This window comes from Allobaculum fili (genome assembly GCF_020969955.1).
In the GTDB taxonomy this organism is placed as follows: domain Bacteria; phylum Bacillota_I; class Bacilli_A; order Erysipelotrichales; family Erysipelotrichaceae; genus Allobaculum; species Allobaculum fili.
Window position 1 is genome coordinate 22,876 of record NZ_JAHDSX010000011.1, and the last position, 14,832, is coordinate 37,707.

Below are 14,832 nucleotides of genomic sequence, written 5' to 3' on the forward strand. Positions count from 1 at the left end.
TTGATTCGATAAAGACCTTAGCCGGATGCACCGTTTTCTGCCTTTTCAAAAAAGGGGGTTCAGTCCGCCCGTTCAAAGCCCGCTTTCAAAAAGTTCATTTTTGGACAAATTCAAGGATTTCCCTAATCTTAAGCCGATTGGATACACATATCACTCAGGAAAATTCCACTGTACCGATTTGATCATCTGCAGACAACCCGGATGATTTTTCGGACTGAAATCGGCTTGCAAAGCCTGAATCCCGCAAAAAGCCAGACGCTGCAAGCGCCTGGCTCTGCTCTTTATTTTCTGGATGAAATCCTCTAATTATTTGTTTCCGCTGATGGCTTCGAGGTTTTCTAACATCTGCTTTTCAAGCTGTTCTGTCTCATCATGGCTTTCGTCGCTCATGACCATACGGAATGCGTGCACACCTTCGCGAGCGTAGCCCGGGATCTGGTCGATGGTGTCGATGGCCTTTTCATCAAACACCTGCATGCGGCAGTCCGGGTTTCCATACAGGAATGCACGGCGTCCGTCTTTGCCCAGCAGCGTATAGCGGTTGGTCCGGCAAAGCGAGCAGTTCTGACGCTTGCCGTCTTTTAAAGCCGTATTGACCGGGCAGTGTTTCATGACCATCAGTCTTGGCTTTTCGTAAACCGTCAGAATGACTGGAGCTTCAAAGCCATAGCGGTCTTTAAACGCCTTTAAAAGCGCCTGCCGATCTTCATCGCTCAGTTCGCCGGCCAGAACGCCGCCCTGATAGCCCATTTCAAGCAACGCCGCAGCCGCGTAGGAGTTGGTAATGTTCAGGTTTTCCACGATTTCGCCTTTGCCCAGCGAATCGGTAATATAGCCTTCATCCTTATAAATCGGAGATTTGCGCTCCGTTCCCGGAATCGGGAATTCGCTGACCTGCAGCAGAGGCAGATCCGTCTTCTGGTTTTTGTTCTGTATCTGCACAAAGGAAGGCAGCGGCTTGGGCGCTTTGGGCTGGTACGTAGACTCGACTTCGACGAGCGGTCCGCGCTGCAGACGCAGCGCGCCGAGCTGATCAATTGCCTCACGGCGCATCGTATTCAGAATCGATACCGGAATAAAGGCGTTGTCCGGCAGATCCACATCAATCGTTGCCGGATTGGCCCAGGTATCTTTCGTCTTCTTCAGAGAACGGACAATCTGTTCCGTTTTGCTTGGGGCTTTCTGTGCCGCTTCGAGAAGACCGCCTTCAATAGCCACGGTATGGGTTCCATCCGTCGCTTCGAGAATCAACGGATCCCCGATTTTGGCCGCCTTAAGCGTAAAGGCGATATCCGCCTGCGGATGCGAAGTTCGAATGGCTTCTTCCACATCTTTCTGCAGAAGATAGCTTGTCGTCTTGCGGACTTCCATGCCGTTAAACACGCCGCCGGGAACGCGTACTTCAACCGTTTCCCCTTTGGCGGCTTTGGCGATCAGCTTGCCGCGGGTATCGAAAATGAAGTTGGCATTGCATCCGGTGGAACGATTCCTCTGCACAAAGCGAAGACCGTCATTTTGATGCAGATCTTCATCAAGAACAATGCGGGCGCGGTCATGGCTGACTTTAATGACCTTGCCAAGATGGATGCCCTGATGGTTGGACGTTTCCGTATTCATCAGCACAGTGCCTTTCGCCTTCCAGCCATGACCGGTCGTATAGCCGCGGTTAAACGCGGTTTCCATGCCGACTTTCAGTTCTTTGCCTACGCGAAGACCGTCTGCTGCAGCACGGGCGGCTGCGGCGCTTTCGTAGACGTATTCTGGCGATTTCATACGGCCTTCAATTTTCAGCGAGAATACCCCGGCTTTGGCGAGCTGGCTGATCTGATCGATCGCGGAAAGATCTTTAGGAGAAAGCAGATACTTGCCGGGAAGCGGAATCGGCATTCCGTTTTCTTCAAGCGTGTATTCCATGCGGCATGCCTGCGCGCATTTTCCTTTATTGGCTGAACGATCGTAGCGCACCTGAGAAAACCGGCACTGTCCCGAATACGAAATGCACAGAGCGCCATGGATAAAGACTTCCAGTTCCATTCCCGTCGCCGCGCACGCTTTGATTTCGTCAAGCGTAGCTTCTCTGGCCAGCACGCAGCGCTTTACGCCGAGCTTGCGCAGCTGTTCGATCTGATACGGTGTGGAAACAGAAAGCTGTGTAGAAGCGTGCAGTTCGAGATTGGGCAGGCGATGATGCAGAAGATGGATCAGACCGAGGTCCTGAATGATGAGCGCGTCGACGCCCAGTTCATGAAGGGCTTTGGCCTGCTGATACGCCTCTTCCATATGGTCTTCTTCAATGAGCGTATTCATCGTGACGTAAATGCGCTTGCCCGCGAGATGCGCGTCTTCAATGGCTTTGGCGACCTGATCGAGTGTGAAATTGGCCGCGTACGCCCGCGCGCCAAACTGCGGCAACGCCAGATAAACCGCATCGGCGCCGCCCGCAAAGGCGGCTTTGAGCGCCTGCTCATTTCCGGCTGGGGAAAGGACTTCAAGATTCATAGCTATCGCTCCCGTTCTATATCGATCTGAATCCGGCAGAAGAGAAAGCAGTCGCTCTTGTCGATTCAGAATTTCTGGTTTTATGAAAAACTTTTTTCACAGGGTTTGGACGGCCGCTCTGGCGAATCCCAAAAGTCGCCGTCCGTTTCATCGTTTTCATTATGGCCAGCCCCGCGGAAACGTTCAAACGAAACGGCCGCTCTTCTCGGTCTGCCCGTCCTGGCTTTGCGAAACGGATCCAAAGAAAAAGGACTGGATTTCTCATTTGAAAAATCTCAGTCCGAAAATTCAATTATCGTTTACGCAGCTTCTTCTTCCGCGGTTTCTGGGGCAGACGAATTATAGTACGTCTTGATGGCGTCGAACGTTTCCTGCGAAATCACGTGTTCAATCCGGCAGGCATCGTCTTCGGCGATCTGCGGATCGACGCCGATGTTCGTAAGCATCTGCGTGAAAAATTCATGGCGCTGGTACGTATGCTGCGCCGCTTCTCTTCCCTTGTCCGAAAGGATCAGATGTTTATTGGGATCTGCGAGAAGATAGCCCTGTTCGGTAAGCATTTTGACGGCATGAGAGACCGAAGGCTTGGAAAAGCCGAGATGGCTGGCTACATCCACACTCCGTACATACGGCAGTTTGGTGGACAGTACAAGAATGGATTCGAGATAGTCTTCAACCGATTCCGTCAGGATCGGGTCTTTTTTATCGATCATCATGCCATTAGTTTAAACAAACTCACATAGGGAGTCAACGAAGCCGGCCTTTTGGCAAAACGCGCAGACGAAACGGCTTCAATCGGAGCACGCCGGCTTTCTGTCAGACACCGGCTGTTCTCAATGCGGGTAAAATAGAAACAAATTTAAACGTGCAGAAATTGGCTATAGAAACAGATCAGACGAAAAGGAGACACCATGTTAGTGACAACGCTTGGCTACATTCAAAGCAAAGACAAAGTACTCATGCTTCATCGCACAAAAAAGGAAAACGACATCAACAAGGAAAAATGGATTGGGATCGGCGGAAAGCTTGAAGACGGCGAAACGGTCCTGGGCTGCATGCAGCGCGAATGCCGGGAAGAAACCGGCCTACACTGGAATGATCCCAGACTCTGCGGCATCATCACCTTTAACTTTCGAAAACACGAAGAAGATCCGCTCTTTTCAGAACTTATGTTTCTGTACACGGGAGAACTCGATCCGCAGGAAGAAAAGCGCCTGCAGGAGTGCAGCGAAGGCGATCTGGTCTGGATGGACTGGAGCGCTATCGCCTCGCTCAATCTCTGGAAAGGCGATCGAATCTTTCTAAAGCTGCTCAAGGAACATGTCCCATTATTTTATATGGAACTGAACTATCTGGGCGACACGCTCACGCACGCGACACTGAATGAAAAAGAGCTGGATCTGAAGGATTCGTCCATCTATCTGGGGACAGACTGATCGGCTGCTCCTTCCCGTCGCCAGCTTCAAATGAGAAGGATGGAACGCGACGGAATCCATGTCGAGATGCCTCCAGACTTCATTCGTTTACGGTGCGCTTTTCTTCCTTCTGGAAATCCAGAAAGCGGACCTGTTCGTAGGAGAAAACCAGATTCTGGCTGGAATCAAACGCACAGATGTATTTTTGATCCGGTGAAACTTTATACCGGTATTTGAAGGGATAGGTTTTCAGTGCAGTCAGCGGATCCATGCCAATATACCAGTCGCCGAATTCATCCAGTTCATCATTTCGCATGGCCACATACTCTTCCCAGTCATCAAAGCCCTTATCGCCCGGTTCGTACAGTTTTTCCATTTTCACGAAATCGTAACGGTGGTCAAGGCGGTAATTGTCGTCGTCAAAAAAGACAGTCAGGCTTTCGCAATCCTCACAAAGCCAGCAGTCCGGTTCTCTGGACGGTGCCCAGTCATAGCAGTCGTAAATATACTCAAAAATGTCAGGAGCTTTGTAGTCTATTCCCGGGTAGTCCGTCCCCACGAGGAATACTCCTGGATGCGCCTCCATAAATTCTTCAAAAAACGAAATGGAAAACGCGTTGATTTCCGGTTTTCCATCGCCATTCCACATATCGTATCCATTTATACAAAGGCAGTGTGCCATGTTCTTTCCCTCCTTTTCCTGTCCTTAATCTGATTCCTGTCCTTAGTCTGATTCCTGTCCTTAGTCTGATTCCTGTCCTTAGTCTGATTCCTGTCCTTAGTCTGATTCCTGTCCTTAGTCTGATTTTAACGGATCCGATTCTGGAAAAACGACCTGTTTTCCTGCCTGCAGAAAAAGTCTCCAGAACCTGCTGATGCGTTCTGGAGACTTTGAATTTTGAAAACAGAATTTCTATTTAGCGCTTGAGCTCAATTACTTTTTCCCACGGAAGTTTGGGGTCGCCGAAATGACCGTAGTTGGTTGTACGGGTATAAATTGGTTTGCGCAGATCGAGTTCTTCAAGAATATTGCCGACTTCGAAATTGAAGTTCTTCTTGACGATATCCATGATTTCTTCGTCGCTGACTTTGCCGGTGCCGAAGGTGTCCACGAGAATCGAAACAGGTTCCTTGCGTCCGATGGCGTAAGCCACTTCGACTTCGCACTTGTCTGCCAGTCCATTGGCAACGATGTTCTTGGCTACCCAGCGGGCATAGTAAGCTGCCGAACGGTCTACTTTGGTCGGGTCTTTTGAAGAGAAGCATCCGCCGCCGATATGGCCCATTCCGCCATAGGTATCGCAGACAATCTTACGGCCTGTGGTGCCGGAGTCGCCGAAGGATCCGCCGACTACGAACGATCCGCTTGGGTTGATGAAGTATTTTGTATTTTCATCGAGAAGTTCAGACGGGATGACCGCATCGATGACTTCCTTGCGGATGAGCTTGCTGAGGTCTTCCTGGCTGATTTCTGGAGAATGCTGGGTGGAAACGACAATCGTATCAATGCGTACGGGCTTGTCATCCTTATATTCTACGGAAACCTGTGTCTTTCCGTCCGGACGCAGCAGATCCGGATGCTCGCGGCGAACTTTGGTCAGCTGACGGGACAGCTTGTGCGCATAGTAAATTGGGGCCGGCATGAATTCATCCGTTTCGTTGGATGCGTAGCCGAACATGATGCCCTGGTCGCCGGCCGCAACCTCGAGCTTGCCGTCCTTGTTCTTGTTGACCGCGTTATGGATTTCCGGGGACTGCTTATTTACAACGGTGTGTACGTGATATTCTTCCGGATAGCCGATTTTCTTCAGAACGTCTTTGGCGATCTGTTCGAAATCGATGACGGCTTTCGTGTTGGCTTCGCCGTAAACCAGAATGAAATCATCCTTGATGGTGGCTTCTACCGCCATGTTGGAATTAGGATCCTGGCGAAGAGCTTCATCAACGATCGAGTCCGCAATCAGGTCACAGACTTTGTCTGGATGTCCTTCTGTTACCGACTCACTGGTAAAAATATAGTTTTTCATCAAATTTCCTCCTTATACATTCAGTTACGGGATACTTCATGAGAATGTGAAATACTTCCTGGAGATATTCGAAGTCCTTAACCAGAAAAAAAGCATACCGAAGCATGCTTATGTTATTCATCAGCGCCTTCGTTATCGATGTCAGCTGGGCCACCAGTTACGAGGTTGGCGCGGGATCATAGAGCTGACTCTCTCCCCCGACTCTTGATAAGAGTATTTCAGTGCTTTTCATTATAGTGCAGGTATGAATTCTGGACCCGGTCAATGCCTTTGTTTTGCCCAAAAACCCGTTAGTTCAGTATAGCGAATTTTGTGTCCACGTGCTGTCGTTTTGATTTTTATCCCTGGTTTCGATGATCCGGTTCGTTAATAAGGACAAATTTCTTTTCCTGAAACGATGAAAAAGCGCCGCAAAGACGTTGCCGGCGCTTTTGTACGTTTTCTCTTATGATCTTCAGGGCGCGGTTTCGATCAGTATTCTCGGAAGAGCGCGAGCATTTCTTCGCGCGGCACGCCGTAACTGAGCGCGAGCTGGGTAAGAATTCTCGCTTTATGCGGAGAGAGGCGATGGGCCGGAATGGTTTTCTTGAGCGGATCAAAAACCGGAGATTCAAAGGCTGCGCCTTCGAGCAGCCGGCTGGTGCGGACGATGAGCGCGGGTCCGGTGTAGTTTTCGATGACTTCCCGGATTTCCTGCGAATAGTTGCCCGAGCCGGATCCGGCGATAATGACGCCGTCATACGTTTCCAGCATGTACGCAAGCAGATCCGGATCGCTCTGCGCATGGACATAATAAATTTCCACGCGTGCAAGCCGCGGAATCTGCTCAATCGCAAAGCGCGAATAAATGGTATGGCGGCGATACGGGGCGTGAATGAGATACGCCTTGTCATCCTGCATGTAGCCGATCGGACCTGGATCGCCGACTTCAAACGCGTCGGTCTTGATCGAATTGACTTTCGTCAGATCGCGGCCGGAATAAATCGTATCCGACAGAACGGCGAGCACGCCCATTTTTTCCGCTTTGGGATTGGCGGCCAGAGCGACCGCCTGATACAGGTTCATCGGGCCGTCCGCACTCGTCGCGGTTGCCGGGCGCATGGCGCCGGTCATGACAATCGGCTTGGAGACATTCAGAACCAGGTTGAGGAAAAAGGCGGTTTCTTCGAGCGTGTCCGTTCCATGGGTAATGACAATGCCATCGAACCGGTCGTCCTGTTCGAGTTCTTCCGCTTTGACCTTAATGCGAAACAGATCTTCTTCCGTAATGTCATTAGAATCCTTGGAGCAGACGGAAAAGACTTCCAGATCGGCGAGTTCCTGAATGGAGCTGACGCTGGAAAGAATCGACTCAACCGACAGGGTTCCCGCGCGATACGTCGCCGCTTCGCCCATCCGGCCGGATCCGGCAATCGTTCCGCCAGTCGAAATAATGGCGATGCGCTTTTTGGGTTTTGTTTCCATAGCTTCACTTTGAACAGGGCTGCAATTTGGGCTCCTGTTTGTCTCCTTTCTCTGTATCTCTGTACGGCTTCGAGTGTATCACGAATTGAAGCCGTACACGGTTTGCACACAGGCGGATCGGGCGGGCGGCGATCCGGACAAAGAAAGCCTCTTTTCCTTTTTCTGCTTTACCTGCATGATTTTCAGGTACGGCCGTAAGGAAAATTTATTCATAATTCAAATAAGAACCTTTCTATTATTTTCTAAGAGAATAAGAATATTGTGCTCTTCACGCTTTGTATCGCTCTTTTATGGAATATATACTGAAAGAGATCAAGAGAAAGAAAGGAGATGCTGTATTTGAAACCTGTACAGAAACTGACCCTGTCGGCACTGTTTCTGGCCGCCGGTCTGGTTCTGCCCTTCCTTACCGGTCAGATTCAGTTCATTGGAAACATGCTCTGTCCCATGCATGTGCCGGTTCTGCTTTGCGGACTGATCTGCGGCTGGAAATACGGTCTGGTCGTCGGCGCAATTATGCCGCTGCTTCGAAGCGCTATGTTCTCGATGCCGCCGATGATGCCACAGGCTGTGGCCATGGCTTTTGAACTGGCCGCATACGGTGCCATTTCCGGATGGCTGTATCAGATCCAGAAAAAGCAGTCGATTGTAAGTGTCTATACGTCCCTGCTTGGCGCCATGATTGGCGGACGCATCATCTGGGGTGTCGTAATGGCTGTGCTGATGGGGCTCTCTGGTTCCGCCTTTACACTCAGCGCCTTCATTGCCGGCGCCTTCTCAAATGCCATCCCGGGAATTATCCTGCAGCTGACCGCAATCCCGCTTCTGATGGTAGTTCTCGACAAAACCGGCGTGCTTCGCTTTGAACGTCCCGCCGCATCCCAGAAAGCCGCCGTCTCGGCAGCCAAGGCGGAGGCATGAGTTCTTCAAACGAAAACCCAATACAGAACGGATCTGTTCCGTCCTCTCGGGCTGACCGATTGGATGCGATCGTAAAAACGCTCGAAGAAAAAAGGAGCCAGAGCGACAAGCCAATGTTCGTCGTCGCGATTGACGGTCGATGCGGATCAGGAAAGACGACTCTGGCCTCTCTGTTAGTGGACCGGCTGGACGACTGCTCCATCCTGCATATGGATGACTTTTTCCTTCGGCCAGAAGATCGAACGCCCGAACGTCTCAAGACTCCAGGTGCCAACGTCGATTACGAACGCATTCTCGATGAAGTCCTGCTTCCTTTGCAGAAAAAGGAAGAAACGATCTATTGTCCCTTTTCCTGCAGAACCATGACTTTACAGTCGGCCCGCGCTTTGAAGCGTCCGCGCATTCTGCTTCTCGAAGGCACATACAGTGCCAGCGCTCACCTGCTCCCTTTTGTTGATTTTCTGCTCTTCCTGACGTGTTCTAAGGAAGAGCAGAAAGAACGGCTTTTGAAACGGGAAGGTGCAGAGAAGTACGCAAACTTCGAAGCGAAATGGATTCCGCTCGAAGAAAACTATTTCGAAAACGGACTCGACACGAACGCGATCGATCAGATTGTGGACACCAGCTTCTGAGGCCACCCGGTTTTAGACGTCTCTGTTTGAATGAACGATTTTTGGATCAATGAAAGGAATATTATCGTGGAAAAATCCAAAGTGTATTTTACCCGCAACACTGGACGCGACTCCTTAGTCCGTCTGTACAAAGCTTTAGGCAAGGAACTGAAAGGCAATGTAGCCGTTAAGCTGCATACCGGTGAAGCCGGCAACCAGAACTTCCTGCGTCCGGAATTCGTAAAACCGATCGTAGACGAAGTCAACGGTACGGTCGTTGAATGCAACACCGCTTACGGTCACGACATGGGCGGCCATCGTTTCAACACCCTCGAACACGAAAAAGTACTTCGCGATCATGGCTGGACCGAAAACTTCGATGTAGAAATCCTCGATGCGGCTGGACCAGATAAAGTCCTCGAAATTCCAAACGGAAAAATCATCAAGAAAAACTTCGTCGGCAAGGACATTGAGAAATACAACTCCATGCTCGTGCTTTCGCACTTTAAAGGCCATCCGATGGGCGGCTTTGGCGGTGCCCTCAAACAGCTCTCCATCGGCTGCGCATCCACAGCCGGCAAGTGCTGGATCCACTCCACCGGTCAGTCCGATTCGATGAAAGACTGCTGGGAAAAAGAAGTGAATCACGATGAATTCCTCGAAGCTATGGCCGATGCCGCGGAAAGCGTAAACACCTTCTTCAAGGACAGCATTGTGTACATCAACTGCCTGGTCAACCTGTCCGTTGACTGCGACTGCTGCCATGTCGCTGAAGATCCGTGCATGAAAGATATCGGCATCATGATCTCCACCGACCCGGTTGCGATCGATCAGGCCTGCCTTGATATGGTCTACAGCTCCGATGACCCAGGACGTGATCACTTCCTTGAACGTGTAGAGAGCCGTCATGGCGTTCACACGGTTGAAGCTGCCGCAGCTCTTGGCTTTGGAAATCGTGAATACGAACTGATCGACATCGACGAGAAGTAAGTCCGATTCAATCTCTATACCATCCAGTACTGAACTCCAGTACTGAGCACTGAACAGCAGAAGTCCTCTGCCCTTCCCAGAATTCTGGGTGGCAGAGGACTTTTTACGTTTTGGCGTCTGAAGTATCCGGCCGTTTGAAAACCTGGGCCGGGCCCCGTTGCGGGTCGTTCTGGCCGCAGCCGGATCAACGGGACACCTGCCCGTTTCTTCGCGCCTTTTTTCCAAACAAAAACCCCGTGTTCGATCGAGAGAACACGGGGTGTATTGCCTGAAGCTTAAGGGGGGGGGAAAATGAATGATCAAATGAACTGAGTCAATCGGTTTCCGGTTCCCAGCCGGCAAAGAGCTGCATATCGCCTTCGACTAGAAGAGAGCTATCCGCAGGCATTGTGCAGTTTTCGTCCGTATACCAGCCTGTAAAGCGGTAGCCTTCACGGACAGGGGCATCAGCTAAACTCAGAGCGTCCTGGAACTGGTAGACCTGAGAGGGTACATCGCTTCCGCCCTTGGAATTATAGGAAACTGCGTAACCATCTTTTCGCGTACCGAGGTACATCAACAAACACAAGAGAATGCATCCCGCAATGATTACAATTCCCAGAGTGCGCGTGGAGACGTTCAGATTCTTATACAGTCCGCCATCGGGTTGGAGATCCGTTGGGGTCTCAGAATGATTTTTCTCATTCATAATGGGGTTTTATTTCTTCGTCAGGTACTTACGCATGTCGATCGCGCAGGCAACGAGGATGATAATACCCTTAATAATGTACAGGTAGTTCTGGTCAACGGACATATAGTTCAGACCAGTAAAGATAATCTGCAGCAGGAGTACGCCGATTACGATACCGGAGATACGTCCAGTACCACCGACGAAGGAAACGCCGCCAATTACGCAAGCCGCGATGGCGTCACACTCGTAGTTGAAACCAGTGTTGGCGTTTACGGAAGCGATACGGGCACCGTCAATGAAACCTGTCAGAGAGTACATGATTGCCGCGAGAACGAAAACCATGATGATTGTGCGGGAAACGTTAACACCAGAAACGGTAGCTGCTTCTTCGTTGGAACCAACTGCAAACATGTTTTTACCGAAGGTTGTCTTGTTCCAGATGATCCACATAACGACAACCATGAGGATGGCGTACAGTACGTACATTGGGATCTTAGAAGCGCCGATGGAGAAGATCGTACCCGTAACGATGTCACGGTAAGTCTGGTCGAATCCGGAAAGAGTCTGGCCGTTGTTCGTACCGAGCTTGAGGTAGATCAGGATGATACCGTAAGTGATCAGCTGTGTAGCCAGGGTTACGATAAATGGATGGAGCTTAAATTTCGCAACGGAGAAGCCGTTTACGAAACCGATCAGTCCGCAGACTGCCATAGCAGCCAGAAGCGGAACAATGATTGGAAGAGGTTCGAGACCCGGGAAAATACGGTTATTGGTGATGGACATCGACGCGATGATTACAGCGGCGAGACCAACCATACGGCCGGCCGAAATATCGGTACCGGTCAGTACGATACATCCGCCGATACCCAGAGCGATCGGCAGTTTAGCAGCGGTCAGTGTGATGATGTTGACAATCGAAGATACAGAGAAGTATTTCGGTTCGCGGATACCGATGAAGATGACCGCAATGAGGATGATGATGTACATTGCGTTGTTGAGAAGGAGGTTCGTGATGGCACGTTTTTTGTCCTTCGCATCCATCTGCTTGTAATCATCCATCCACACCTGCATGCGATTCCGCTTTTTTGCTTTTGTGTTTTCAGACATTTTAATATTTCCTCTTTATACGTATTTCGCAGCCAGAGTCATAATTTCTTCCTGGCTTGTGTTATCCGCATCTACCTCGCCGGCAAGACGACCGCCGGACATAACCAGAATACGGTTGCAGACGCCGAGCAGTTCCGGCATCTCAGATGAAACCATCATGACTGTCTTGCCCTGTTTCGCCAGGTTCGAGATCAGTTCGTAGATTTCATATTTGGCACCTACGTCAATACCGCGCGTCGGTTCATCCAGCAGCAGAATTTCCGGTTCGGTCAGCAGCCAGCGTCCAAGAATTACTTTCTGCTGGTTACCGCCGGACAGAGACGAGATTTTCGTCGCCTGACTCGGTGTCTTAATGCGCATGGCGCCAATGGACCAGTCCGTATCTTTCTTCATTGCCGCATCGGAAAGAAGACCGGCTTTGAGATAGCTTTTAAGGTTGGAAATAGTTGTGTTGGCACGGATGTCCAGAATACCGAAGATACCGGTGGCGCGGCGTTCTTCAGTCAGAAGAGCAAAACCGTTGGCAAGAGCCTTTTTCGGGTTTTTGTTATGGATTTCCTGACCATGCAGGAAGATCTGTCCATCCTTGCGAGTGGCGTAGCCGAAGATTGTTTCGAGCAGTTCTGTACGACCTGCACCATCCAGACCGGCAACACCAAGGATTTCACCTTTGTGTGCCTTGAAGGATACATCGTTCAGCTGGTTGTAAAGAGCGGTGAGGTTCTTTACTTCAAGAGATACTTCATCGGATACAACATTGTCCTTGGGCGGGAAGCGGTTCGTAAGTTCACGGCCGACCATCAGTTTGATGATCTTGTTCATATCCATGTTTTCCGTTACTTCCGTAGCAACCCAGGTACCATCACGCATGACGGTGATTTCGTCGGAGATGCGCAGAATTTCGTCCATCTTGTGGGAGATGTAAATAATGGCAACACCGCGATCACGCAGCATGTTGATAATCTTGAAAAGGTGTTCTACTTCTTCTTCCGTAAGGGAGGAAGTCGGTTCGTCAAATACGATTACCTTCGAATGGAAGGATACGGCTTTGGCGATTTCAACCATCTGTCGCTGAGCGACTGGCATCGTTGACATTACGGTTCGTGGATCGACATCGATTTCGAGTTCATCGAATACCGCTTTCGTATCCTTGAGCATTGTTGCTTCAGAAACGAAACCGTTTTTTGTCGGATAGCGACCCAGCCAGAGGTTGTCCATAACGTTGCGCTTAAGCGCCTGGTTCAGTTCCTGGTGAACCATGGCAACACCGTTTTCGAGCGCTTCTTTGGAGTTTTTGAAGTTAACCTCTTTGTCTTCGAGGATGATGGTTCCACTGTCTTTGTTGTAAACGCCGAAGAGGCATTTCATCAGAGTGGATTTACCGGCACCATTTTCACCCATCAGTGCGTGTACGCTTCCGGCGCGGACGTTCAGAGAAACGCCGTCGAGCGCTTTAACACCAGGGAACTGCTTGGTGATTTCCTTCATCTGGAGGACAACGGGATGTGCTTCTTTCCAAGCTGCGTCATGAACAGTTGGATTTACCTGAGACATTTCGTTTTTCCTTTCGTATTTCTATGTGATCGCCTGATTCGAAATCAGCCACGGGGAACCCGTGGCTGATTTTGGAATCATTGCGGTTTTAAACTGATTCTGTTTCCTGCAGCGGGAAATTAGTCAGCTTTGTATTCGGAATAAGGAATGTTAATACGCCATGTTCCGACTACGTTTGCAGAATCGAGGCCTTCGAATTTGTCTTTTCCAGCCATCATGTTCTGAACCATCTGGCAGATCGCAGCGGCCATACCTTCGCCATCCTGTTTGATGGTACCAGTCATTTTGCCTTCGTCGATTGCTGTCTTCGCATCGTCAAGAGCGTCTACGCCGAAGATAGGAATGGTCTTGCCTTCGCCGTCGTTGTAGCCAGCGTTCTGCAGAGCGGACAGAGCACCAAGAGCCATACCGTCATTGTTTGCGATAACGAGCTCGATCATGTCGCCGTTTTCTTCGTTGTACTGGGACAGAGCGTTCTGAACGATATCAGTACCCTGAGCAGCAGACCATGCACCGTCTTTGTCCAGTTCGTATTTTGTAGGAGCGTCAGCTTTGTAGTAAGCGAGAGCTTCGTGGCCTTCTTCAGCCAGTTTAGCGTCAGCGTTTTCTACACCGTATTGTGTACGAGCGTCAGCTTCAGCGTTGCCTTCCTGGCCTTTCAGCATGATGTAGGAGATTACACCGTCGCCGTTCAGGTCAGTAGCATCGTAGTTTGCGTTCAGGTATTCACCGATCATGTCACCCTGCATTTTGCCAGCCATTTCGTAGTCAGTACCTACGAAAGCAGCTTTGTCGTAAGCAGAGATAACTTCTTCGTCAACGGAACGGTTGAAGAAGATTACTGGGATACCAGCAGTTTCAGCCTGGGTGATGATTTCTTTCGCAGCATCCTGGGAAGCTGTGTCAACCAGGTTTACAACGAGGCACTTGGATCCTTTGGAGATCGCTGTCTGTACCTGTTCAGTCTGAGTAGTCTGGCTGTTGCCGCCATCGTAGTCAGCGTAGGTGATTCCTGCATCTTCGAGGTCTTTGTCGAGAGCTGCACGAACTGTGGAGATATAGTCGTCGCCGTATGTGTAGTAGAATACGGAAACTTCGCCTTCTCCTCCAGCAGAACCGGAGTCAGCTGTGGAGGAAGCTGTGCTGCTTGTGGAGCCGCCGTCGCTGCTGCCGCAAGCTGCCAGGGACAGGGCCATAGCACCTGCCATCATGGTTTTAAAGAGTTTGTTGAGTTCCATAGTACTTAAGTGTACCCTTTCTATTTCTCGTCTCTTACGAGAGTTCCGCGGAATTGCGGAAGAATTTACATGTGAACTATAACATAGGCATTTGTTTTAAACAACAGATTCTGAAAGGGTTTTCGCTGGTTTTCGGTAAATTTTTATTCAATATGTTCGGTTAAAGGTTTCTTCGTTTAACTAAATATCAAAGTTAATTTTACTTAACTTTTCTTTTTGAGCGTAAGAATTGCTTAACCTGTAGCTATTTTCCCTTTATGCGCCCTTTGTCCTGCAGCTTCTTCCGGTGTTTTTTTATGAGATTCCTCCATAGGCACCCGTCCTTTTCCGTATTTA

At 50.0% G+C, this 14,832-nt stretch carries 13 protein-coding genes; 4 read left to right on the forward strand and 9 right to left on the reverse strand.

The window, feature by feature from the left end; translation table 11 throughout:
• Positions 1–306: 306 nt before the first annotated feature.
• Both Afil_RS04125 and Afil_RS04130 read right to left on the reverse strand, forming a co-directional pair.
• Entirely contained in the window at positions 307–2,499 is a 2,193-nt protein-coding gene (locus Afil_RS04125; protein WP_230267251.1) for a peptidase U32 family protein, read from the reverse strand.
• Between the two features lie 299 nt (positions 2,500–2,798).
• Positions 2,799–3,215, reverse strand: coding sequence for a metal-dependent transcriptional regulator (locus tag Afil_RS04130; protein WP_230267252.1), 417 nt, complete (start codon positions 3,213–3,215; stop codon positions 2,799–2,801).
• A gap of 195 nt (positions 3,216–3,410) precedes the next feature.
• Between Afil_RS04130 and Afil_RS04135 the strand changes: the two genes are divergently transcribed.
• The gene (locus Afil_RS04135) at positions 3,411–3,935 is read left to right on the forward strand and encodes an NUDIX hydrolase (RefSeq protein WP_230267253.1); all 525 of its coding nucleotides are present in this window, start codon (positions 3,411–3,413) and stop codon (positions 3,933–3,935) included.
• A gap of 79 nt (positions 3,936–4,014) precedes the next feature.
• On the opposite strand, the gene Afil_RS04140 is transcribed toward Afil_RS04135, so the two are convergent.
• The 3 genes from Afil_RS04140 to Afil_RS04150 form a co-directional block, all read right to left on the reverse strand.
• Positions 4,015–4,596: a hypothetical protein gene (locus tag Afil_RS04140; protein WP_230267254.1), complete on the reverse strand. Its 582-nt coding sequence runs from the start codon at positions 4,594–4,596 to the stop codon at positions 4,015–4,017.
• Positions 4,597–4,831: 235 nt separating this feature from the next.
• A complete protein-coding gene (metK, locus tag Afil_RS04145; RefSeq protein ID WP_230267255.1) occupies positions 4,832–5,941 on the reverse strand; it encodes a methionine adenosyltransferase in 1,110 nt (369 codons plus the stop codon).
• Between the two features lie 471 nt (positions 5,942–6,412).
• Positions 6,413–7,405, reverse strand: coding sequence for an asparaginase (locus Afil_RS04150; protein WP_230267256.1), 993 nt, complete (start codon positions 7,403–7,405; stop codon positions 6,413–6,415).
• A 339-nt stretch (positions 7,406–7,744) separates the two neighbouring features.
• On the opposite strand from Afil_RS04150, the gene Afil_RS04155 reads away from it, so the two are divergent.
• The 3 genes from Afil_RS04155 (at position 7,745) to Afil_RS04165 (ending at position 9,927) form a co-directional block, all read left to right on the forward strand.
• Positions 7,745–8,326: an ECF transporter S component gene (locus Afil_RS04155; protein ID WP_230267257.1), complete on the forward strand. Its 582-nt coding sequence runs from the start codon at positions 7,745–7,747 to the stop codon at positions 8,324–8,326.
• A gap of 59 nt (positions 8,327–8,385) precedes the next feature.
• Complete coding sequence (locus tag Afil_RS04160) at positions 8,386–8,958, forward strand: uridine kinase family protein (protein ID WP_230267258.1); 573 nt, start codon at positions 8,386–8,388, stop codon at positions 8,956–8,958.
• A gap of 66 nt (positions 8,959–9,024) precedes the next feature.
• Positions 9,025–9,927 (forward strand): DUF362 domain-containing protein, encoded by a 903-nt coding sequence (locus Afil_RS04165; protein WP_230267259.1) that lies wholly within the window; start codon positions 9,025–9,027, stop codon positions 9,925–9,927.
• Positions 9,928–10,240: 313 nt separating this feature from the next.
• Here the strand turns inward: Afil_RS04165 and Afil_RS04170 are convergent, their stop codons facing one another.
• The 4 genes from Afil_RS04170 to Afil_RS04185 form a co-directional block, all read right to left on the reverse strand.
• Positions 10,241–10,615 carry an InlB B-repeat-containing protein gene (locus Afil_RS04170; RefSeq protein WP_230267260.1) on the reverse strand — a complete coding sequence of 125 codons (375 nt, stop codon included), beginning with the start codon at positions 10,613–10,615 and terminating at the stop codon, positions 10,241–10,243.
• Between the two features lie 9 nt (positions 10,616–10,624).
• Positions 10,625–11,704, reverse strand: a complete 1,080-nt coding sequence (locus Afil_RS04175) for a galactose/methyl galactoside ABC transporter permease MglC (RefSeq protein ID WP_230267261.1) — start codon at positions 11,702–11,704, stop codon at positions 10,625–10,627.
• A 15-nt stretch (positions 11,705–11,719) separates the two neighbouring features.
• Positions 11,720–13,258 (reverse strand): sugar ABC transporter ATP-binding protein, encoded by a 1,539-nt coding sequence (locus Afil_RS04180; RefSeq protein WP_230267262.1) that lies wholly within the window; start codon positions 13,256–13,258, stop codon positions 11,720–11,722.
• Positions 13,259–13,377: 119 nt separating this feature from the next.
• Entirely contained in the window at positions 13,378–14,496 is a 1,119-nt protein-coding gene (locus Afil_RS04185; protein WP_230267263.1) for a galactose ABC transporter substrate-binding protein, read from the reverse strand.
• Positions 14,497–14,832 lie beyond the last annotated feature (336 nt).